Source organism: Mesorhizobium sp. WSM4847, from assembly GCF_055811335.1.
Genome location: NZ_JBVVPY010000004.1, coordinates 128,476 through 148,671 on the forward strand (window position 1 = coordinate 128,476; position 20,196 = coordinate 148,671).

Consider the following 20,196-nt stretch of genomic DNA (forward strand, 5'->3'; position numbering starts at 1 on the left):
ACGCCAGGGAAGCTACCCTTCAGGTAAACAAGACATCGATCACTCGGCGGCCTGGAGTTCCGGCCGAGCCGGTGTCTTCGCCAGGCGATCGAGCAGCCTCAGGCGCTCGCCGGCGGCCTTTTCGGCGCTGGCCCGCCTGACGTGACCATAGCCGCGAATGAGTGCCGGCACCGAGGCAAGCGCTGCCGCGGCCTCGACCTTGCCTGGCGCCAGCGCGCCGGCGACAAGCTCCAGGTCGGCCTCGTACTGCGCAAGAAGCTGCCGTTCCATACGCCTTTCGGAGCTGTAGCCGAACACATCAAAGAACGTGCCGCGCAAGCCTTTCATCGCTGCCAGCAGGCGGAATCCCTTCATCATCCAGGGACCGAAGCTCGACTTCCTCGGCTTGCCGTCCTTGCCGCGCCTGGCCATGATCGGCGGCGCGAGATGGAATTCGAGTTTATCGTAGCTCTGGAACTGCTTGCCCAGTTCAGCGGCAAAGGAGCCATCGGTGTAGAGCCTTGCCACCTCGTATTCGTCCTTGATCGCCATCAGCTTGAACAGGTTCCTCGCGGCGGCTTCGGTCACATCAGTCGAATCGGGCGCCACGCTGGCTTCGGCCTTGCGCAGCACGGCCACTCTGTCGGCATAGCGCTTGCCATAAGCGGCGTTCTGATAGGCGGTGAGGAAGGCGACGCGGCGGGCGATGACGTCATCGAGCGTCTCGGCGACAGCGGTGTTCTGTGCAGCCGTGCCCGGCTGGACGACGAGGGCGCTCACGAAATCCGGCTGGTGGGAGGCGCGGCGGCCCCAGCGGAAGGCTGAGACGTTCATCGCCACCGACTGGCCGTTGAGCTCGATCGCCTTTTCGACTGCCTCGGCAGACAGCGGCAAGCCACCATGCTGAAAGGCGAAGCCGAGCATGAACATGTTGGCGCCGAGCGAGCTGCCGAACAGCGCGGTGGCGGTGCGGGTGGCATCGAAAAAATGCGCCTTGTCGTCGCCGGCGGCAGTGCGGATCGCCTTTTTCAGCCGCTCAACGGGCAGCGAGAAATCGGCCGACCGGGTAAACTCGCCGGGCATGATCTCCGCGGTGTTGGCGAGGAAGATCGTGTGGCCTTCGCGCACCGCGGCGAGCACCTTTTGGGCGCCCGACACGACGAGGTCGCAGCCAAGCACAAGGTCTGCCTTGCCGGCCGAAACGCGGATGGCATGGATATCGTCCGGGCTGCGCGCGATGCGGACATGGGTGAACACCGAGCCGCCCTTCTGGGCAAGGCCGGCCATGTCGATCATGCCGCAGCCTTTGTCTTCGAGATGAGCCGCCATGCCAAGCACCGCGCCGATGGTGACGACGCCGGTGCCGCCGACGCCGTCGATGATCGCCGCCCAGCCTTGGTCGCCGAGCGGGAATTCCGCGGGCGCGGGCACGCCGTCGAGCGGATCGGTGGTGCCGGCCATACCCTCGGCCTTCCTGATCTTGGCGCCATGCACGGTGACGAAGGACGGACAGAAGCCGTTGATGCAGGAGAAATCCTTGTTGCAGCTCGACTGATCGATCTTGCGCTTGCGGCCGAATTCGGTCTCGACCGGCTGGATCGACACACAATTCGACTGCACCCCACAATCGCCGCAGCCTTCGCAGACCAGTTCGTTGATGAAGACGCGCTTGTCGGGATCGGGGAAGGTGCCGCGCTTGCGGCGGCGGCGCTTTTCGGCGGCGCAGGTCTGGTCGTAGATCAGCACGGATGTGCCTCTGACCGCGCGCAATTCGCGCTGCACGAGGTCGAGGTCGTCGCGGTGATGGATGGTGGCGCCGGCGGGGAATTCGACCTTGCCGGTATATTTGGCCGGTTCGTCGGTGACGATGGCGATCCGCTCGACGCCCTCGGCCCGCACCTGCCTGGCGATCATGTCCACGGTCAGGCCACCCTCGTGCGGCTGGCCGCCGGTCATGGCGACGGCGTCGTTGTAGAGGATCTTGTAGGTGATGTTGGCGTCGGTCGACAGCGCGAAGCGGATCGCCAGCGCGCCGGAGTGGTTGTAGGTGCCGTCGCCGAGATTCTGGAAGATGTGGTCGCGCTTCGAGAACGGCGCCTGGCCGACCCATTGCGCGCCCTCACCGCCCATGGCGGTGAAACCTACGGTGTCGCGATCCATCCACAGCGCCATGAAATGGCAGCCGATGCCAGCGGCGGCGAGCGAGCCGTCGGGCACCTTGGTCGAGGAATTGTGCGGACAGCCGGAGCAGAAGAAGGGCGTGCGCGAGGCAATGTCTGTTGTCTCAGCGAGCATCGCCTGGAACTGGCGAAGTTTCGCCACCCGCGCGGCGATCTCGTCCGACGGACCGATTGTCCGCAAGATTCTCTCGCCGAGCGCGATGGCGATGTCGTTGGGATCGAGCGCGCCCTTGGCCGGGAACAGCCCGTCGCCGCGCTCGTCCTTCTTGCCGACGATGATCGGCTGCATGGCGGTGCCGTAAAGGTTCTCGCGCAGTTGCACCTCGATCAGCGAGCGTTTCTCCTCGACAACGACGATGGTGTCGAGGCCGCGAGCGAAGTCGGTGATGTGCTGCAGGTCGAGCGGCCACGGGCAACCAACCTTGAACAGCCTGATGCCGATGCGGTTGGCGGCGGCTTCGTCGACGCCGATGTCTTCCAGCGCCTGGCGAACGTCGAGATAGCTCTTGCCGACGGTGACGATACCAAGCTTCGGGCCACTGCCGCCGGAATAGACGATCCGATTCAGCCCGTTGGCGTGGATAAAGGCCGAAGCGGCGGCGCGTTTGTATTCATGCAGTCGCTCCTCCTGGCCGAGCATGTCGATCTCGTTGCGGATGTTGAGGCCGCCGGGCGGCATGTCGAAGTCCGGGACGACGATATCAAGCCGTTCGAGCGCGGCATCGACCGAAGCCGTCGATTCGATGTTGTCCTTGACGCATTTGATCGCCGCCCAGGTGCCGGCGAAGCGCGACATGGCAAAGCCGTAGAGCCCATAGTCGATGATCTCCTGGACCCCGGCCGGATTGAGGATCGGCACCATGGTGTCGACAAACAGGAACTCGGTCGCGTGCGCGTTGGTCGAGGATTCGGCCATGTGGTCGTCGCCCATCAGGGCGAGCACGCCGCCATGTCTTGACGAGCCGGCGAGATTGGCATGGCGGAAGACGTCGCCGGAGCGGTCGACGCCCGGTCCCTTGCCGTACCAAACCGAAAAGACGCCGTCATGCGTGCCCTCACCCAGCAATTCGGCCTGCTGCGATCCCCAGCAGGCGGTGGCTGCGAGTTCCTCGTTGAGGCCGGGCTGGAAGACGATGTCCGACTGGGCGAGCTGCTTCCTGGCCTTCCAAAGCTGCATGTCAAGGCCGCCGAGCGGCGAGCCGCGATAGCCGGAGACGAAGCCGGCGGTGTTCAGGCCAGCCCGGCGGTCGCGCTCGCGCTGCATCAAAAGCATGCGAATGACCGCCTGCGCGCCGGAAAGGAAGATGCGCTCCTTTCGCAGGTCGAACTTGTCGTCGAGCGCGACATCATGCAGCGTCATCAGGCATTTCCTCTGCGGAGGCCGCAGTTCGAGCGCAGCCAACGTCGGAGTTGGAGGCTGCAGTGTTTCTCCCCTTGCCGGGCAGGTCAAACAAAATCGAAGATGCCAGGCGAAGCGCAACAAACGATCCGTTCCACGCCCGATGCTGTAAGAAACGCGCGCCAATTGGTCCGTCAGCGCCAAGAAAATTCCGGCCGCGACCGATACCGGCGATGTTGCGTCAGCCGGCCTTCGAGCAGTCGGGCTTGGGAGCGCCCGGCAGCTTGCCGTCCGGATGGCCGGCAAGCTCTGGATTGGGCGTATAGAGCTGATCGATGACCAGCGGCCGGTCGGGCAGGACCGATTGGTCCTGCGTCGACATCAGCGTGGTGTCGATCTTCTGGAGGATTGCACCGTTGGCATCCTTGATGCTGATCGAGATCGCATAGGGCTTGTCCTTGACGATGCAGGAAAGCGCCGGGCTCTCCAGCGACACCTTGCCGAGCTTCGGCCAGATTTTCTGTTCGACGATCAGTGGCTCGCCGCCTGCTGGGTTCTGGAAGCTGGCGACCGCAACCTGTCCTTCCTCCATAGGCTGCAGCGGCCTCAGCGTGACGACAAAGGTTGCCCTTGCGAGGCGATAATTGAAGACGACCAGCCTGCCGGAAATCTCGAACAATCTGCCTTCGCCGTCCTTGCCGGTATCGCGGCAGGCGCCGAGCGTTGCCGCGGCCACGAGCATGGCGCCGACAACGATCAGGCGCAAGATTTTCCTAGACATTGGCGGTCCCTCTGGCTGCCGTTCGGCGGCGATAGTGGCGACTTGCCTTCTGGCGGTTGCCGCACACCGCCATGTCGCACCAACGACGGCTGGAATTGCGGCTTCGGTCGAGAAACAACCAGCTGCAATTGGGGCAGATCCTCAGCCTTGCGACGGTGTCAGCCTGCAGCAGCGACAGTGCGGAAACCGCCAGTGCCGCCTCGAAGGCGATGGGCGTCGCCGGCTCGCCGAACGGCCGTCCCGGCGCACCGATCTCGGTGCGGCCGTCCGCGAGACCGTCGGCGCAGGCCTTCAGGAAGCCCGGTAGATCGCCTGTAGTGACCGCGCCCTTCGACACCGCACGACGAAACAGCCGGTCGGTCGTCTCGCGGATCGCCAGCACGACCGGCGCGATCTTGTCCGGGAACGGCGCTTCGAGCCGCCTGCCGCCAAGCTCGGCGGCGCGAAAGACGCTCGCCGCGTCGGCGAAACGGGCGATCTCCGCCGGATCTTTGAATCGGTCGAAGGTTTTCCGGGGATCGCCGCGCAGCACGACGGTGTTCGCCGTGTCGAGCGCAAGAAGGCCGCCAGTGAAGCGGTGCGGGGTCCAGGAAACCGTCATGGGCGCCATTTCTAACCGATAAGCTGCGTTTGACAAGTTAGATTGCCGATGCAAATCTGCTCCGCACGGACGCGGTTCTCCGCGATCCAAGGACATTGGCATGCTCTATTTCTTCCAGCAGGTGCTGAACGGGCTGCATTCCGGCGCGCTCTATGCCCTGCTCGCCTTCGGCTATGTGCTGATCAACGGCATCCTGCACCGGACGAACCTCGCCTATGGGGCGCTGTTCGCCTTTTGCGGACAGACGATGATCCTCACCGCGGCCTTCGGCTATCAGGCCCTGTGGCTGACCCTGTTCGCGGCCGTCGCGCTCGGTATTGTCGCGGCGTTCCTGTATGCGGGGCTGATCAGCCATGTCCTGTCGCGCAGCATCTTCGAACCGCTGGCCGACCGCACGCCCAATGCGATCGTGGTGACGACGCTGGGCATATTGATGCTGCTGTCGGAGGCAAGCCGCATCGCCGCTGACACGCATGATCTGTGGCTGCCGCCAATGCTGGCCCAGCCCATCATTTTTGCGAACGGGGCCAACTTCAATGCCACCCTGACGCTTATCCAATTGCTCGACTGCGGGATCGTCGTGGCAACCATTGTGCTCGCCTCCTGGGCGTTCGCCCGCTCGAGTTTCGGCCGGCGCTGGCGCGCCGTGTCCGACGACCCCAAAGCCGCCGCCATGTGCGGCGTCGACGTGCGCGCGGTGTTTCGGCACGCGGTGCTCGCCGGCGGCCTTTGCGCGGCGCTGGCCGGTGTCCTCGCCGGCCTCTACTATGGCAACATCAGCTTCGGCTCCGGCCTTGTCTACGGGCTGAAAATCCTGTTCGTGACGGCGGTGGGCGGCTATCTCTCGCCGTTGCGGGCAGCACTTGGCGCTGCCGCTTTCGGCATGGCCGAATCGCTGTGGGCCGGCTATTTCCCGGTCGAGTGGCGCGACGCCTGGATGTATCTGTTCCTCGTCGCCATACTGGTGCTGATCGGCGCCGGGCGAGACCAAAGCAAGATCGTCTGACTGCGCCAACCTGGGTAGCGTTGGCTGCAGACATCACTTTGATTTTTGCGCATGACCCCTTCCGCGGCTGTTTCGCCCCTTCCCCATCCCACAAGATTGTTTTACTCGGTCTGCCCTGTGTTGACCCGTCGGGCCACGCACGGCATACCGTTGGGCCACATCAAAGCGGCGGAAAACAAGCGGGAATCGGCGCGCCGCTAATTCTTTGAGTCACGCACCGTGCTTTCCGAAAATCGAGACCGATTTTCGGGCCGATGCGTAAAGGGAGGAATGTATGGCAGGGCTTCTCACTCTATCCAGAACCATTGACCGTGTGAACGAGTTCATCGGCAAATGGGTGTCGTGGCTGATCCTGCTGGCAGTGCTGGTCAGTGCCGCAATGCGGTCATCCGAAAGACGTTCGACATGTCGTCGAACGCCTGGCTGGAACTGCAGTGGTATTTGTTCGGCGCCGCCTTCATGCTGGCCGCCGCCTACACGCTCAAGCAGAACGACCATATCCGCATCGACGTCGTCTACGGCATGTTCTCGCGCCGCGTGCAGCACTGGATCGACCTCTTCGGTCACCTCTTTTTCCTGATGCCGTTCGTCACGCTGATGGTGATCTATTTCGTTCCCTATGTGTCGCTGTCGTTTCGCAGCGGCGAAATGTCGAACAATTCGGGCGGGCTGATCATCTGGCCGGCGAAGGCGATCCTGCTGGCCGGCTTTTTCCTGCTCGCGCTGCAGGGCGTCTCGGAGATCATCAAGAAGATCGCCATCATGCGCGGCGACATGGACGATCCCACCCCGTTCATATCGGTGCATGAGCAGGCCGAACTCGAAGCCAAGGCGCTTGCCGAAGAGGTGCGCTCGTGATCGAGTTCATCGCCCAGAACATGGCGCCGATCATGTTCGCCTCGCTGGTCATCTTCCTGCTGATCGGCTACCCGGTCGCCTTCTCACTCGCCGCCAACGGCCTGCTGTTCTTCTTCATCGGTGTTGTGCTGTCACCCTATTCGGGCGGATCGATCAATCTCGCTTGGCCGCTGCTGCACGCGCTGCCGGACAATTTCTACGGCAGTCGGGTAATGTCGAACGACACGCTGCTGGCCATCCCGTTCTTCACCTTCATGGGCATCGTGCTCGAACGATCGGGTATGGCCGAGGACCTGCTCGATACGATCGGCCAATTGTTCGGGCCGATCCGCGGCGGCCTCGCCTATGCCGTGATCTTCGTCGGCGCGCTGCTTGCCGCAACCACGGGCGTGGTGGCTGCCTCCGTCATCGCCATGGGCCTGATCTCGCTGCCGATCATGCTGCGCTACGGCTATGACCGCCGTGTGGCATCCGGCGTCATCGCCGCGTCGGGCACGCTCGCCCAGATCATTCCGCCGTCGCTGGTGCTGATCGTTCTGGCCGACCAGCTCGGCCGCTCGGTCGGCGACATGTATGCGGGTGCGCTGATCCCGGGGATGGTTCTGACCGGCCTTTATACGATGTATATCGTGATCATGTCGATCATTCGGCCGAAGTCGATGCCGGCGCTGCCACTTGAGGCCCGCACCCTCGGCCACGGTGTCCTGTCGCTGCTGGTCGCGGTGCTGGCGGCAATCGTGGTTTCCTACGCGGCCTATCGCTATCTGGCGCCCTCGCAGGGCCAAAACGCCGACATCCTCGGCGCCACCATCGGCGTGATCTCCATCTATGTCGTGGCAATCGCCGACCAGCGCCTGAAGATCAACATGATGTCGCGGCTGGCTCAGCAGGTGATCATCGTGCTGATCCCGCCACTGGCGCTGATCTTCCTGGTGTTGGGCACCATCTTCCTCGGCATCGCCACGCCGACCGAAGGCGGCGCCATGGGCGCTGTCGGCGCGCTGATCATGGCAGCGATGAAGGGACGGCTGTCGCTGGACGTGATCAAGCAGGCGCTGGCGTCGACGACGCGGCTATCCTCCTTCGTGCTGTTCATCCTGATCGGCGCGCGAGTGTTCTCGCTCACTTTCTACGGTGTCAACGGCCATATCTGGGTCGAACACCTCCTGACATCGCTGCCGGGCGGCGAGATCGGTTTCCTGATCGGCGTCAACATCCTCGTCTTCCTGCTCGCCTTCTTCCTCGATTTCTTCGAGCTCGCCTTCATCATCGTGCCGCTTTTGGCGCCGGCCGCCGACAAGCTCGGAATCGACCTGATCTGGTTCGGCGTGCTGCTCGGCGTCAACATGCAGACCAGCTTCATGCACCCGCCATTCGGCTTCGCGCTGTTCTACCTGCGTTCGGTCGCCGCCCGGGTGCCCTATCTCGATCGCCTCACCGGCAAAAAGATCGCGCCGGTAACCACCGGCCAGATCTATTGGGGGGCGGTGCCCTTCGTTTGCATCCAGGTGATCATGATCGGCTTGACCATCGCCTTCCCGCAAATGGTGATGCACTACAAGGGCACGGCAGCGGACCCGGGCACGATCGACTACCAGGTGCCGGAAACGCCGAGCCTGTCGCCGCTCGGCGTTCCGCCTGCGGATGGCGGCACGGCGCCGACTGCGCCTGCACCGGATCTGTCGCAGCCGCCGAATTTCGGTGAAACGCCGGCTGCCAAGCCGGCAGCGCCAGCGCCCAATCTGTCCCAACCACCGAGTTTCAATTGACGCCGGAGGCTCTACAGACATGAAAGCGGTGCGGCTGGAGGGCGTCGGCAGCATCGCCCTTCGGGAGGTCGACAAGCCCGTGGCCGGGCCGGACGATCTCCTGGTACGGATCGAGGCCTGCGGCGTCTGCGGCACCGACCGGCATCTTTTCCATGGCGAATTTCCCTGTACGCCGCCGGTGACGCTCGGACATGAATTCTCCGGGATCGTCGAGGCGATTGGAACCGCCGTGTCCGGCTTTTCGGTCGGCGATCGCGTCACCGGCGATCCCAACATCGCCTGCGGGCACTGTCCGCACTGCCACGCCGGTCGCATCAATCTGTGCCATAATCTGGTTGCCGTCGGCATCCGCCGCGACGGCGGCTTCGCCGAATATGTCGTGCTGCCTCACAAGCAGGCCTTCCTCCTCCCGAAAGACCTGAGGCCGACGCATGGCGCGTTCTGCGAGCCGCTTGGCTGCTGCCTGCATGGCGTGGACCTGGCGCAGATCAGACCCGGCTCCTCGGTCGCCGTGCTTGGCGGCGGCGTGATCGGCCTGCTCACCGTGCAACTGGCGAGGCTTGCCGGCGCGACGACAATCATCCTGTCGACGCGCCAGGCCTCGCGGCGTGCCCTTGCAGAAGAATTGGGCGCAACAGCGACGGTCGATCCAACCGCTTGCGACATCATCGACACGGTCGTCGGTCCGTCGGGCCTCCTGCCGGGTGGTGTCGATGTGGTGTTCGAATGTGCCGGCGTAAGGGACACGGTCGAGCAATCGATGCGGCTCGCCAGGGCCGGTGGCACGGTTGTCGTCGTCGGCGTGATGCCTCAAGGCATGAAGGCCGAATTCGAGCCTTTCGACCTGTTGTTCCGGGAATTGAGGGTGCTGGGGTCGTTCCTCAATCCGTTTACGCATCGCCGGGCTGCCGATCTCATCGCCTCGGGTGCGATCGAGATCGACAAGCTCATCTCCCGGCAGGTGACGCTTGAGGATGCGGCTGCGGTGATCGCCAATCCGCCTGCGCCAGGCGAGGTCAAGGTGCTGGTGGTACCGGGCTGATCAGAAAATAGAATCGCTTCGGCGTCACGCGTCCGAAGAACGCGTGGCGCCGAAACTGTTGTCAGAGTTTGCCGCTGCGCTGCTGGACCATCATGAAGGTGTCGTAGTTGTACTCGGCCACCTGCGCCCAGAGATAGTGCTCCTTGCGGAACGCCTTGATCGAGTCCCATATCTTCTTGAACGGCGCGTTCGAGGCTTCCATCTCGGCATAGACCTCGTTTGCCTTTTCGGAGCAGGCTGCCAGGATTTCCGGGCTGAACGGGCGCAATTTGGCGCCCGCGGACACCAGTCGCCTCACGGCCGCCGGATTCAGAAAGTCGTATTTCTGCAGCATGTTGGCGTCGGCGGCCTGCGCGGCGGTGCGCACCAGCGCCTTGTAGGCCGGCGAAAGCTCCTCGTATTTCGCCTTGTTGAACATCAGATGGACGGTCGGCCCGCCTTCCCACCAGCCGGGATAATAGTAATTGGGCGCGACCTTGTAGAAGCCGAGCTTCTCATCGTCATAAGGGCCGACCCATTCGGCAGCGTCGATGGTGCCTTTTTCCAGCGCCGGATAGATGTCGCCGCCGGCGATCTGCTGCGGCACGACGCCGAGCCTTTCCACCACTTTGCCGGCAAAGCCACCGATGCGCATCTTGAGGCCCGAAAGGTCGGCGACGGTGTTGATCTCCTTGCGGAACCAGCCGCCCATCTGCACGCCCGTATTGCCGCCAGGCAGGCCAAAAAGGCCCTGCGTGGCGAGAAACTCGTTGAACAGGTCGATGCCGCCGCCGTGGTAATGCCAGGCATTGATGCCGCGCGCGTTGAGCGAGAACGGAACCGCGGCACCTAGTGCCCATGTCGGGTCCTTGCCCCAATAATAATATGCCACCGTATGGCAGGCCTCGACGGTGCCGGCGGTGGTGGCGTCCGCGGCCTGCAGGCCGGGCACCAGTTCACCGGCAGCGAAGACCTGCACCTGGAAGTTGCCGTCGGTCGCCTCCGAGAGCATCCTGGAAAAGACCTCGGCGCCGCCATAGATCGTATCGAGAGACTTCGGGAAGGACGACGCCAGGCGCCATGTCACTTTCGGGTTGGTTTGGGCGATAGCCGGCGCGGCAAGCGCCGCCGTAGCCGCCGCAGCGCCGACACTGGTGACGCCGGCCTTGCGGATGAATGATCGACGATCCATGAAGTCCTCCCTATTGGATCAACAGACCGACGTTCGGGAGATGCTCTGTGCCCCGGATCGGCTTCGCGGCAAACAATACACGGGCAAGAAGTCGAGTCCAGCCATGGGAGCCGGTTTTGCCGGCGGCGTTTTCGCGAAATACGCGGGCGCGAACACGCCTCCTGCAACTTAAGTCTAACGCCCTTTCCGTGGCTCATGCGAGATGCCGAACTTGTCATGGCAAAGCGCCGTCGGATCGCCTATTTTAAAAGGCAGAACATATCCTTGCACTGAATGGACCCGGATCAAAAATGCAGCAGCCGCTAGTCGCCATATCGACCGATGTCCGCCAGTTCGACAACTACACCTGGCATGCCGCTCCGCAGCAATATCTGGAGGCGGCGCTTTCGGCGGCCGGCGTGTTCCCGGTGCTGGTGCCGTCCTTCGGCGACCGGCTCGATTTCGATGAGCTCCTGTCATCGGTCGACGGCGTCATGATCACCGGCTCGAAGTCCAATGTTCATCCCTCGCTCTATGGCGGCGATGCCAGCGAAGCCAACGGCCCCTACGATCCTGCCCGCGACGCCACGACGCTGCCGCTGATCCGCAAGGCAGTGGAGCGCGGCGTGCCGCTGCTCGCCATCTGCCGCGGCATCCAGGAGATGAATGTGGCGCTGGGCGGCACGCTGGCCACAGAAATCCAGGAGCGCGAGGGATCGCTGGACCATCGGGCACCGGCGAGCGACAATCAAGACGAACGCTTCGCCATCCGCCAGACCATTTCGATCAAGCCCGGAAGCTGCCTCGCCGACGTGTTCGGGGCAGGCGACATCATGGTCAATTCGGTGCACCGCCAGGCCATCGACCGGCTCGGCCCGAAGCTGCAGATAGAGGCGGTCGCCAGCGACGGCACGGTCGAGGCGGCTTCGGTGCGCGACGCCCGCGCTTTCGCCGTCGGCGTCCAGTGGCATCCCGAATACTGGGTCAAGTCGGACAGCGTCTCAGCAAGGATATTCCGCGCCTTCGGCGACGCGGTGCGCCTGCACGCCGCGGCGAAATCCGGCGCGTGGGCCGCCGCGGAATAGTTCGTCGGACGTCAACGTCAATCGCTGCCGGCCGCCAGCGACAGCAGCGGCAGGGCTGGTGCGTAGGATTCATACCCGTCGCCGTCGGCGACGCCGAAAGTGACGATCGGGTCGATGCCGTTCGCGCTGAAGGTGACCGTGCCGTCATCCTGCTCACGCCAGAATTTCGCGCGCTCGATGCCGGGCAAGACACGGTGGCAATTCGCAGTGACCGTCAACAACGACAGGCCATGCGCAACCTCAGTGCCGCGCTTGACCGCGCAGGACGCTTCGTCGCCATTGGCCACCAGCCGGTAGTCGCCGGGCGACTGCGCTGACTCATCGGCTGTGCGGCCTTCGCCTCGGCCGCTGTGAAACAGCTGAACGCTGCCGAACAGCGCGACCACCGCTATCAATGCAGCAAGTGCTTTCATCTGCGTTCTCCGGGTGTTTGGCGATAGATAAAGATGATTTCAAAGCGTTAAACCGTGGTTAACAAATAGGAAAGCGTGCCGCTCAGCTGCGCGCCTTGAGCTTTTCCGTTTCCGGCACCGGCGTCAACGCCCTCCCTTTCGAAAACCAGGAAATCAGATTGTCGACGCACAGATCGGCCATGGCACGGCGGGTATGTTCCGAAGCCGAGCCGACATGCGGCAAAAGTGAAGTGTTGGGGGCGGCGAGCAGCGCCGGCGGCACGTTCGGCTCGTCAGCGAAGACGTCGAGCCCGGCAGCGGCGATGGTGCCGCCGGCAAGCGCCGCGGCAAGAGCTGCCTCGTCGACCGTGCTGCCGCGACCGATGTTGACGAAGACGCCATTCGGGCCGAGCGCCGACAGGATCTCGGCGTTGACCGCCTTTTCCGTCGAGGCGCCGCCGGGCGCCACCGAGATCAGCGTATCGACCGCCTCGGCAAGGCCTTTCAGCGTGCCGTGGTATTCGTAGGGCAAACCTTCGACCTGGCGTCGGTTGTGATAGGCGATCGGCAGCCCAAAGGCCTCCAGCCGGCGCGCAATGGCGAGACCGATGCGGCCCATGCCGAAAATACCGACACGACGGCCGCGCAAGGTCAGCCGGCTTAGCGGATAGTTGCCGTTGCGTGCCCAACTGCCGTCGCGCAGCCAGGTCTCGGCGCGCGGCAGCTCGCGGACGGCGTTGATCAAAAGCCCGATCGCCGTATCGGCGACCTCCTCGGTCAGCACATCCGGCGTGTTGGTGACCATGACGCCGCGCTGCGCTGCGTGACGGGCATCGACCGAATCATAGCCAACGCCGAAATTGGCGATGATCTCGAGGTTCGGCAGCGCGTCGATGAGGGCTGCGTTGATCCCGCCAAAGGCGGCAATGCCGCGCACCGTCCGGCGCATCTCGTCGGTGACCAGCGACGCATCAGGCCGTTCGATCCAGGCGCGGCTGAACGTCCGGTCGATGCGGCCGACCGCGTGGTCGTTGAATTGGCCCGGCACCAGAATGGCGACTGCTTGCTGCTGTTCGGCTTTCGTCATGCACGTTCCACTGGTTTGCCGGTTGACTGGCGCACATGCAGCTCCGGCTTGATCAGTTCCTGCGATGGTCGCACCATCTGCCCATTGAGCTTGTCGAGCAGCGCGCTGGCGGCGCGGCGACCGACTTCACGCTGGCCATTCCACACGGTGGTCAGCGCCGGCGTCGCGATCGCCGCTTCCTCGAGATCGTCATAGCCGGTCACGGATATGTCAATGCCCGGCACCAGCCCAGCGCGTGCAATGCCGTTCATCAGGCCGATGGCGACGAGGTCGTTCCAGCAGCAGGCCGCGGTTGGCTTGTCCTTCAGCGCCAGGAACTGCCCGGCGGCCTCGAAGCCAGCCTGTTTGGTGCGCGGCCCGGGGATGCGCCAGGACGGTCTGACCTCCAGCCCTGCCGCCTCCATGGCGTTGAGATAGCCCTGGTAGCGGTCGCGGCCGGTCGAGGTCTGGTCGGTGCCGCCGATCATGGCGATGCGTTTATGGCCGAGCGAGATCAGATGGTTGGTCGCTAGCCCGGTGCCATAGGCATCGTCGCCACGAAACACCGGCACGTCAGCGCCTTCGACGGTGCGTGCGATCAGCACCGCCGGCAGACCGTTTTCCTCGGCCATGAAGATGTCTTCGGGCGGCGTCCCGATGGCCGGCGACATGATGACGCCGTCGGCGCCAAGCTGCAAAAGCGTGTCTATGAAGGTGCGCTGCTTTTCGAGCTGGTCGTAATGGTTCGACAGGATGAAGGTCTGCCGGCTGCGGTCGAGCTCGCTTTCGATCGAGCGCAGGATCTCGGCGAAGAAGGGATTCATGATATCGTGGACGACGACGCCGACGATGCCCGAACGCGAGGTGCGCAGACTGGCGGCGCGGCGATTGTAGATATAGCCGATGGCGCGGGCATGTTCCTTGATGCGGTCGCGGGTGAGTCCAGCAACCAGCGGGCTGTCGCGCAGGGCCAGCGAGACCGTGGCCGTGGACACACCGAGCGCATCCGCGATCGTCGAAAGCTTGATCTTCTGTGCCAGCGCCTTGCGCTCCCCCGACGATCTAGAGCTGATCCATGATCTCCAGCGAAAGCCGGATGCCCGTTTTCGGAATCATGATCTAAACAGTTTAAACGCGGCCTTATGCCACCCTTCCGAAACAAATCAAAGTTTTTTTGCCAGCGCCTCCACCTCGACGTCGATGGCAGCGCGGTTGCGCACGCGAAGCCGGTGCTCGCGATGAGCGATACAAAAGCCGCTGGCGACGATGACGGCAGCGCCGAGGACACCAAGCATCAACAGGTTGAACCAGTGTCGATATGCATCAGGGATGCATTCGGGCACCCTTGGTGATCTTATCGACAAGCTTCTTTTCAGCGCGCAGCGCGATGCCGACGACCTTGGCGTCGTCGGGTGCGAATTCGGCAAAGACGGCGCGGTTCGCCGCGTCGTGGCCGGTCGAAAACATTTCCTCGACGTAGAGCGAGGTCTTCACACCGCGCTCCAGCGCCCGCCGGTGGATCGCACTGAGCGTCGAGCGATCGGCCGAAAGCACGATGATCGGCTGGATCGAGAGCGGATTGTAGATATTGCCGGCGCGGTCGCGATAGGGTTCGCCGATGATATCGCTATACTGCGCGACGATGCCGCTGGTCAGGAACGCGGTGACGTTGAGCTTTTGCCAGACGGGAAGATCGTCCTGCAGCACGATTGCAAATTTCGTGTCGAACATGAGACATTTGCCATTCGAGGTTTGTGAATGAAGCGATGTCGCACGATCTAGATGGCGAGGCCTTTCAGGGTCTTGGACGTTTGTGCGTTGACGCGGCTGAGAACTGCGTCATCTCGGCACCCGATTGCGTCGGAATGGAGCGTATCGAGGCCCGGTTCCACGGCAGCGCCTTCGATCTCCATCGTCACGATACCTACGCCATCGGCGTGACGCTGCATGGCGTCCAGACCTTCCGGTATCGCGGCGCTACGCATCACAGCCTGCCCGGCCAGATCATCGTGCTCCATCCCGACGAATTGCACGATGGCGGCGCCGGCACTGAAGACGGTTTGCGTTACAGGATGCTTTATCTGGAGCCGTCGATCGTGCTGGACTGCCTCGATCAGCCAGGCGCGTCGCTGCCTTTCGTCAGGAATGCCGTGGTGACGGATCCTGTTTTCCGCACGCGGCTGCTTTCGGCGCTGGGGCCGTTGGACCAGAAGCTGGATGATCTGTTTGTCGCCGACTTCGTTGCGCAATTGATGCAAAGCCTGGCACGGCATTCAGGCCTGCCGGCGAAACCGATCGCAAGGACAGCGTGGCGGGCTGTCAGCCTGGCACGCGACTATCTGGAAGAAAATGTTTTCCGTACCGTCCGTTCCGAGGAACTGGAGGCGATCACCGGGCTCGATCGCTACGCCCTGTCGCGGCATTTCCGTGCCGCTTTCTTCACCAGTCCGCACCGCTTTCTCTTGATGCGCCGGCTTCAGCGAGCACGCCGAATGATAAAGGCGAGCCAGTCATTGGCTGAGATCGCAATAGCGGCCGGTTTCAACGACCAAAGTCATTTCAGCAGGCACTTCAAGAAGGCGTTCGGAATCACGCCGGGCCGCTGGTCGGCATTGGTCCATGGATCGTCAGCAGCCGCTGCCTGACGGCGTCGGCCGCGGATCATTCGTCGGCGTCGATCTCATCATCGACGAGAACCATCTCTCCATTCGAGAGGTTCGCCTCAACGCGGGCGAGCAGCTTGAACAGCGCCTTCTGGTCCTTTTTATCGAGCCCCTTCAACGCCTGCTTCTCGGTCTTCTTCACCGATTTCTCGATGGCATGAATGATTTCGCGGCCAGTGTCGGTCAGAAAGATATGCGCCTGGCGGGCATCGGCGGAAGAAGCGCGTTTTTCCAGAAAACCCTGCGCCTGCAGCCGGTTGATGGTCTTGGTGATGGTCGGCGGGCGAACACCGAGGCGACCGGCAAGATTGCCGGGCGTCTGCCCGTCCTCACGGTCGAGCGCCAGCATGATCTGGTCCTGGCCGGCATAGAAGCCGTGCGCCAAAAGCCGCGCGGCGAGTGCCGTACGCGCCAGCCGCGCCGCCGAATGCAGCCGGCTCATTGTCGCAGTCTTGTCCGCCTTGGCCATGGTCATCCCTCTTCAGCCGAACCGGTACGAACAGCATAGAGCCAGCCGCCCGGTTGGCAATCGACGAGTCAAAAAGATCCGGCTTTGCAAAACAGCTTTGCCGGCAAGCAATGCGGTGTCCGCCGTGGCTAATGCCAGATGATTATTTCAGTTAGATGACAAACGATTTTTCGGCTGAGGTGGACGGTTCGGCAGGAGCGCCGCACACCCGATGCGGGACTCTAGTCAGCCTTCACCGCGACGATCATCAGGGCCTGGTAGGCGTCCGCCACCTCACGCAGCGCCGCCTGCGAAAGCGGCCCGGCGCGCCGTGCGATACCGTCCCTGGCGTTCGACGTATCCCGCTTGCCGGACCGGTCGGTGTAGGGCGCGACGGTAGTGAATATCTGTTCGCTCAGGCCGTCGGGGAAAAACAGCTGGCCGGTCATCACCGAACTGTCGCTGGGGAAGGCTTTGAAATGGATGTGGGTGGTGCGGCCCCGATACCAGCCGGGATAGATGGTGGCGAACGAGACGATGCCGCTGTCATCGGTCTTTTGCCAACCGCGCAGAAAACTCTGGCCTGACGTATCGACATCCTGGCCGTCGCCTTGTCCCGGATAGCCTGAATAATGGCCTTGGGCGTCGCAATGCCAGATATCGACCCGCGCACCGGCAAGCGGCCGGCAGCCTGCGTCGACGACCTGCAACCGCAGATTGAGTGCAACGCCCGCTTTGCCTTCGGTGATATCGGCGCGCTCGAGCTTCGGGTCGAAATAGAACGGGCCCTCGGTCGCTTCCGGTGTGATCGCGCAGACCCCGGCGCCGCTATCGAACAGGGCAAGCCCGGCATAAGGCGAGGCCTGCTGCGCCAGCGCGATGGCCGGCAGAAAAACACCGCCGCCCGCGCTAACGGCAATGAGGCCAAGCGCTTGGCGCCGGCTCAATGGCAAGGAGGACGGTTTATCGGACATCCGGCGCCTCTTTTGGTTTTCTTTCGAGCAAGCTGCCTTGGTCTTATCTAGGCAGCGAAACCAGCCAACGCCAATGATAACCCGGCAATGTCGGGAAAGTCCGGCAATGTTGTCGACCTGTTTGGCCCATCGGTTGCCACGTGCAAAAGCACGGCGTGCATCCTATATGGGGCCAACAATCCTTTTCGAGGCCCATCATGAGCGATGCACAGACGACACAAATCCCCGTAACCGTTCTCACCGGCTATCTTGGCGCCGGCAAGACGACGCTGCTAAACCGCATCCTTTCGGAAAACCACGGCAAGCGCTACGCCGTCATCGTCAATGAGTTCGGTGAGATCGGCATCGATAACGAGCTGATCGTGGAATCCGACGAGGAAATCTACGAGATGAACAATGGTTGCGTCTGCTGCACGGTGCGCGGCGACCTGATCCGCGTCGTCGAGGGCCTGATGCGCCGGCCAGGCCGCTTCGACGCCATCGTGATCGAGACGACCGGACTCGCCGATCCGGTGCCGGTGGCACAGACCTTCTTCATGGACGACGACGTGCGCTCCAAGACCAGGCTCGACGCGGTGGTGGCGCTGGTCGACGCCAAGCACCTGCCGTTGCGGTTGAAGGATTCCCGCGAAGCCGAGGATCAGATCGCCTTTGCCGATGTCGTCGTGCTCAACAAGACCGATCTCGTCACGCCGGAGGAACTGAGCAAGGTCGAGGCGACGATCCGCGCGATCAACCCGGCGGCCCGGATCCACCGCGCCACGCGCGCCGGCGTGGCGCTGTCCGAGGTGCTCGACCGCGGCGCCTTCGACCTTTCCCGAGCGCTGGAGAACGATCCGCACTTCCTCGAGGCGCGTGACGACCACGACCATCATGACCATGATCATCACGATCATGACGGGCATGACCACCATGATCACGCGCACCCGTCCGATATCCACGACGTGACGGTGCAGTCGGTGTCGTTGCGGGGCGGCGAGATGGACCCGAAAAAATTCTTCCCCTGGATCGAGAAGATCACCCAGATGGAAGGCCCGAACATCCTGCGCCTGAAAGGGATTATCGCGCTTAAAGGCGATGACGAGCGCTACGTCATCCAGGGCGTGCACATGATCATCGAGGGCGACCACCAGCGCGCCTGGAAGGACGGCGAGAAGCACGAGAGCCGGCTGGTCTTCATCGGCCGCGAACTCGACGCCGAGCGGCTGAAGAAGAGTTTTGATGCCTGCCAGGCAGCTTGATTTTCAGGCTCTATAACGCTAGCGCTGCACGTTCTTTCCTTCTCCCCTTGTGGGAGAAGGTGGCCGAGCGAAGCTCGGTCGGATGAGGGTGTTCCAGCTTGGCAACGACGGCACTCCGTCCAGCACCAGCCGAAATCTCGAATGGAATCTCCCATGCCGACAGTCGCCCCGCTTGATCTCCAGGGACATTGCATCGCCGCCGTCTTTCTTGGCGACGTGCCGCATTTCGCGCTGGCCGACGGCACGATCCATCGGCTGGACCATGGCCACAAGACGGCGCAGGCCAATGACGGGCTGCTCGCCGCCTTCCACGATGCGGCCAACGACCGGCTGATCACCGGCGGCGAGGACGGCAAGATTTTTTCCGTTACCGCCGGCGGCAATGCGACAGAATTGGCCAACGCCGGGAAGAAATGGATCACCAGCGTCGCCGCCGGACCACAAGGCGCTGTCGCCTATGCCTCGGGCAAGATCGCGATCGTGCGTTTCGCCGACGGCAAGACCAAGGAATTCTTGCATCCGCGTTCGGTCGAGGGGCTGGCGTTCTCGCCCAAGGGCATGCGCTTCGGCGTCGCCCGCTACAATGGCGCGACGCTGCATTTCCCGGCGGCGAACGGCAAGCCGGTCGAACTGGAATGGGCCGGCGCCCATACCGGCATCACCTTCTCGCCGGATGGCGCCTTCCTCGTCACCACCATGCAGGAGAACGCGCTGCATGGCTGGAAGCTCGCCGACGGCAAGCACATGCGGATGAGCGGCTATCCCGGCAAAGTCAAAAGCCTGTCGTGGGCGCCCAAGGGAAAATGGCTGGCCAGTTCCGGAGCCCCGGCGGCGATCGTCTGGCCGTTTTCGGGCAAGGACGGGCCGATGGGCAAGGCGCCGCTGGAACTCGGCACGCGCGGCAACGCCATGGTGACCTCGGTCGCATGCCATCCAAGCCAGGATGTCGTCGCCGTCGGCTATGACGACGGCATGGTGATGGCGGTGCGTTTCGCCGACGCCAAGGAGGTGCTTCTGCGCCGACCGGGCAAGGGCGCCATTACCTCGATGATGTGGGACAAGCAAGAACGCCGCGTCGCCTTCGGCAGCGCCGCCGGCGACTGCGGCGTCATCGATATCTCCGCATAGACGGAGGTCGCTACTCGGCGCATAGACGGAGGTCGCTACTCGGCCCCGCAGGAGACTTTGCCGGTCAACGCGGCAGGCATGCCGTCGCCACCGGCGTCAGCCGTGCCCTCGTAGATGGCGAGTGAATAACGCCCGTCATAGACGCCCTCTTCGCCGGCTTTGGTCAGGATCGTCAATTCGACAGAGCTGTAGGTGTTGGCGACTTCCTGTTCGCGATAGAACAACAGCCGCAGTTCCTCGTCGTCGAGCCAGTATTGCGTGAGGTTGGAATCCTCGAACACTGTCTTGCGCAAATCGTCGCCGACGGGCCTGCCGAGAATTTCGAGATCGCCGCGGAAATTGAACGTTGGACCGCCCATGCCTCTGGTGACGCCAGCTTCGACCTGGAAATTCACCGCCGCATCCTCGGTCGAGCACCAGATGCCGCCGGTGGCGAACGCCGAGCTGGCCGACAACAGCAGCGCCGTTACACACAAGGTCGTCCGCATCTTTTC

Annotated in this window: 18 protein-coding genes and 2 pseudogenes; 8 read left to right on the top strand and 12 right to left on the bottom strand. The window is 63.2% G+C overall.

What is annotated here, in order from left to right:
- Positions 1-39: 39 nt before the first annotated feature.
- The 3 genes from AC0L28_RS07000 to AC0L28_RS07010 all read right to left on the bottom strand — a co-directional run bounded on the left by AC0L28_RS07000 (position 40) and on the right by AC0L28_RS07010 (position 4,880).
- The gene (locus tag AC0L28_RS07000; RefSeq protein WP_473476395.1) at positions 40-3,519 is read right to left on the bottom strand and encodes an indolepyruvate ferredoxin oxidoreductase family protein; all 3,480 of its coding nucleotides are present in this window, start codon (positions 3,517-3,519) and stop codon (positions 40-42) included.
- A 220-nt stretch (positions 3,520-3,739) separates the two neighbouring features.
- Positions 3,740-4,279 (bottom strand): hypothetical protein, encoded by a 540-nt coding sequence (locus AC0L28_RS07005; RefSeq protein WP_091592717.1) that lies wholly within the window; start codon positions 4,277-4,279, stop codon positions 3,740-3,742.
- A complete protein-coding gene (locus tag AC0L28_RS07010; RefSeq protein ID WP_473476398.1) occupies positions 4,272-4,880 on the bottom strand; it encodes a CGNR zinc finger domain-containing protein in 609 nt (202 codons plus the stop codon). The genes AC0L28_RS07005 and AC0L28_RS07010 overlap by 8 nt, the downstream gene beginning before the upstream one ends.
- A gap of 100 nt (positions 4,881-4,980) precedes the next feature.
- On the opposite strand from AC0L28_RS07010, the gene AC0L28_RS07015 reads away from it, so the two are divergent.
- The 4 genes and pseudogenes from AC0L28_RS07015 (at position 4,981) to AC0L28_RS07030 (ending at position 9,555) form a co-directional block, all read left to right on the top strand.
- Positions 4,981-5,886, top strand: a complete 906-nt coding sequence (locus AC0L28_RS07015) for a branched-chain amino acid ABC transporter permease (protein WP_473476402.1) — start codon at positions 4,981-4,983, stop codon at positions 5,884-5,886.
- Positions 5,887-6,160: 274 nt separating this feature from the next.
- Positions 6,161-6,744 (top strand): annotated as a pseudogene (locus AC0L28_RS07020) (TRAP transporter small permease subunit).
- A complete protein-coding gene (locus tag AC0L28_RS07025) occupies positions 6,741-8,513 on the top strand; it encodes a TRAP transporter large permease (RefSeq protein ID WP_473476405.1) in 1,773 nt (590 codons plus the stop codon). The pseudogene AC0L28_RS07020 and the gene AC0L28_RS07025 overlap by 4 nt, the downstream one beginning before the upstream one ends.
- Positions 8,514-8,532: 19 nt before the next feature.
- Positions 8,533-9,555 carry a zinc-dependent alcohol dehydrogenase family protein gene (locus AC0L28_RS07030; protein ID WP_473476408.1) on the top strand — a complete coding sequence of 341 codons (1,023 nt, stop codon included), beginning with the start codon at positions 8,533-8,535 and terminating at the stop codon, positions 9,553-9,555.
- A 61-nt stretch (positions 9,556-9,616) separates the two neighbouring features.
- Here the strand turns inward: AC0L28_RS07030 and AC0L28_RS07035 are convergent, their stop codons facing one another.
- Positions 9,617-10,726: a TRAP transporter substrate-binding protein gene (locus AC0L28_RS07035; RefSeq protein ID WP_023796809.1), complete on the bottom strand. Its 1,110-nt coding sequence runs from the start codon at positions 10,724-10,726 to the stop codon at positions 9,617-9,619.
- A gap of 290 nt (positions 10,727-11,016) precedes the next feature.
- Here AC0L28_RS07035 and AC0L28_RS07040 point away from each other — a divergent pair, with 290 nt between their 5' ends.
- The gene (locus AC0L28_RS07040; RefSeq protein ID WP_473476412.1) at positions 11,017-11,790 is read left to right on the top strand and encodes a gamma-glutamyl-gamma-aminobutyrate hydrolase family protein; all 774 of its coding nucleotides are present in this window, start codon (positions 11,017-11,019) and stop codon (positions 11,788-11,790) included.
- A 17-nt stretch (positions 11,791-11,807) separates the two neighbouring features.
- On the opposite strand, the gene AC0L28_RS07045 is transcribed toward AC0L28_RS07040, so the two are convergent.
- From AC0L28_RS07045 to AC0L28_RS07065, 5 genes and pseudogenes are all read right to left on the bottom strand, one after another.
- Positions 11,808-12,203: a hypothetical protein gene (locus tag AC0L28_RS07045; RefSeq protein WP_473476415.1), complete on the bottom strand. Its 396-nt coding sequence runs from the start codon at positions 12,201-12,203 to the stop codon at positions 11,808-11,810.
- Between the two features lie 82 nt (positions 12,204-12,285).
- Positions 12,286-13,269 carry a 2-hydroxyacid dehydrogenase gene (locus tag AC0L28_RS07050; RefSeq protein ID WP_287343644.1) on the bottom strand — a complete coding sequence of 328 codons (984 nt, stop codon included), beginning with the start codon at positions 13,267-13,269 and terminating at the stop codon, positions 12,286-12,288.
- Positions 13,266-14,288, bottom strand: coding sequence for a LacI family DNA-binding transcriptional regulator (locus AC0L28_RS07055; protein WP_287072773.1), 1,023 nt, complete (start codon positions 14,286-14,288; stop codon positions 13,266-13,268). Before AC0L28_RS07055 ends, AC0L28_RS07050 begins: the two co-directional genes overlap by 4 nt.
- A 123-nt stretch (positions 14,289-14,411) precedes the next feature.
- Positions 14,412-14,534: pseudogene (locus AC0L28_RS07060) on the bottom strand (EamA/RhaT family transporter); the annotation flags it as partial.
- A 37-nt stretch (positions 14,535-14,571) separates the two neighbouring features.
- The gene (locus tag AC0L28_RS07065) at positions 14,572-14,979 is read right to left on the bottom strand and encodes a DUF2000 family protein (protein WP_473476418.1); all 408 of its coding nucleotides are present in this window, start codon (positions 14,977-14,979) and stop codon (positions 14,572-14,574) included.
- Positions 14,980-15,014: 35 nt separating this feature from the next.
- Here AC0L28_RS07065 and AC0L28_RS07070 point away from each other — a divergent pair, with 35 nt between their 5' ends.
- A complete protein-coding gene (locus AC0L28_RS07070; protein ID WP_473476421.1) occupies positions 15,015-15,893 on the top strand; it encodes an AraC family transcriptional regulator in 879 nt (292 codons plus the stop codon).
- A gap of 16 nt (positions 15,894-15,909) precedes the next feature.
- Here AC0L28_RS07070 and AC0L28_RS07075 read toward each other — a convergent pair whose 3' ends face one another.
- Together AC0L28_RS07075 and AC0L28_RS07080 are read right to left on the bottom strand one after the other, a co-directional pair.
- A complete protein-coding gene (locus AC0L28_RS07075; RefSeq protein WP_023796815.1) occupies positions 15,910-16,380 on the bottom strand; it encodes a MarR family winged helix-turn-helix transcriptional regulator in 471 nt (156 codons plus the stop codon).
- Between the two features lie 221 nt (positions 16,381-16,601).
- On the bottom strand, positions 16,602-17,333 hold the full coding sequence (locus AC0L28_RS07080) for an intradiol ring-cleavage dioxygenase (protein WP_473476423.1): 732 nt from the start codon (positions 17,331-17,333) through the stop codon (positions 16,602-16,604).
- A 197-nt stretch (positions 17,334-17,530) separates the two neighbouring features.
- Here AC0L28_RS07080 and AC0L28_RS07085 point away from each other — a divergent pair, with 197 nt between their 5' ends.
- Both AC0L28_RS07085 and AC0L28_RS07090 read left to right on the top strand, forming a co-directional pair.
- Positions 17,531-18,574, top strand: coding sequence for a CobW family GTP-binding protein (locus tag AC0L28_RS07085; RefSeq protein ID WP_473476426.1), 1,044 nt, complete (start codon positions 17,531-17,533; stop codon positions 18,572-18,574).
- Positions 18,575-18,727: 153 nt separating this feature from the next.
- Complete coding sequence (locus tag AC0L28_RS07090) at positions 18,728-19,702, top strand: WD40 repeat domain-containing protein (RefSeq protein ID WP_473476429.1); 975 nt, start codon at positions 18,728-18,730, stop codon at positions 19,700-19,702.
- A 35-nt stretch (positions 19,703-19,737) separates the two neighbouring features.
- Here AC0L28_RS07090 and AC0L28_RS07095 read toward each other — a convergent pair whose 3' ends face one another.
- Positions 19,738-20,190 (bottom strand): hypothetical protein, encoded by a 453-nt coding sequence (locus AC0L28_RS07095; protein WP_473476432.1) that lies wholly within the window; start codon positions 20,188-20,190, stop codon positions 19,738-19,740.
- Positions 20,191-20,196: the final 6 nt, after the last annotated feature.

Bases quoted from the DNA above. Each gene is read 5' to 3' on its own strand.
- AC0L28_RS07050 (WP_287343644.1), bottom strand. From the start codon at position 13,269: ATGACGAAAGCCGAACAGCAGCAAGCAGTCGCCATTCTGGTGCCGGGC.
- AC0L28_RS07015 (WP_473476402.1), top strand. From the start codon at position 4,981: ATGCTCTATTTCTTCCAGCAGGTGCTGAACGGGCTGCATTCCGGCGCG.
- AC0L28_RS07095 (WP_473476432.1), bottom strand. From the start codon at position 20,190: ATGCGGACGACCTTGTGTGTAACGGCGCTGCTGTTGTCGGCCAGCTCG.
- AC0L28_RS07005 (WP_091592717.1), bottom strand. From the start codon at position 4,279: ATGTCTAGGAAAATCTTGCGCCTGATCGTTGTCGGCGCCATGCTCGTG.
- AC0L28_RS07075 (WP_023796815.1), bottom strand. From the start codon at position 16,380: ATGGCCAAGGCGGACAAGACTGCGACAATGAGCCGGCTGCATTCGGCG.
- AC0L28_RS07090 (WP_473476429.1), top strand. From the start codon at position 18,728: ATGCCGACAGTCGCCCCGCTTGATCTCCAGGGACATTGCATCGCCGCC.
- AC0L28_RS07030 (WP_473476408.1), top strand. From the start codon at position 8,533: ATGAAAGCGGTGCGGCTGGAGGGCGTCGGCAGCATCGCCCTTCGGGAG.
- AC0L28_RS07065 (WP_473476418.1), bottom strand. From the start codon at position 14,979: ATGTTCGACACGAAATTTGCAATCGTGCTGCAGGACGATCTTCCCGTC.
- AC0L28_RS07000 (WP_473476395.1), bottom strand. From the start codon at position 3,519: ATGACGCTGCATGATGTCGCGCTCGACGACAAGTTCGACCTGCGAAAG.
- AC0L28_RS07035 (WP_023796809.1), bottom strand. From the start codon at position 10,726: ATGGATCGTCGATCATTCATCCGCAAGGCCGGCGTCACCAGTGTCGGC.
- AC0L28_RS07045 (WP_473476415.1), bottom strand. From the start codon at position 12,203: ATGAAAGCACTTGCTGCATTGATAGCGGTGGTCGCGCTGTTCGGCAGC.
- AC0L28_RS07010 (WP_473476398.1), bottom strand. From the start codon at position 4,880: ATGACGGTTTCCTGGACCCCGCACCGCTTCACTGGCGGCCTTCTTGCG.
- AC0L28_RS07040 (WP_473476412.1), top strand. From the start codon at position 11,017: ATGCAGCAGCCGCTAGTCGCCATATCGACCGATGTCCGCCAGTTCGAC.
- AC0L28_RS07080 (WP_473476423.1), bottom strand. From the start codon at position 17,333: ATGTCCGATAAACCGTCCTCCTTGCCATTGAGCCGGCGCCAAGCGCTT.
- AC0L28_RS07085 (WP_473476426.1), top strand. From the start codon at position 17,531: ATGAGCGATGCACAGACGACACAAATCCCCGTAACCGTTCTCACCGGC.
- AC0L28_RS07070 (WP_473476421.1), top strand. From the start codon at position 15,015: ATGTCGCACGATCTAGATGGCGAGGCCTTTCAGGGTCTTGGACGTTTG.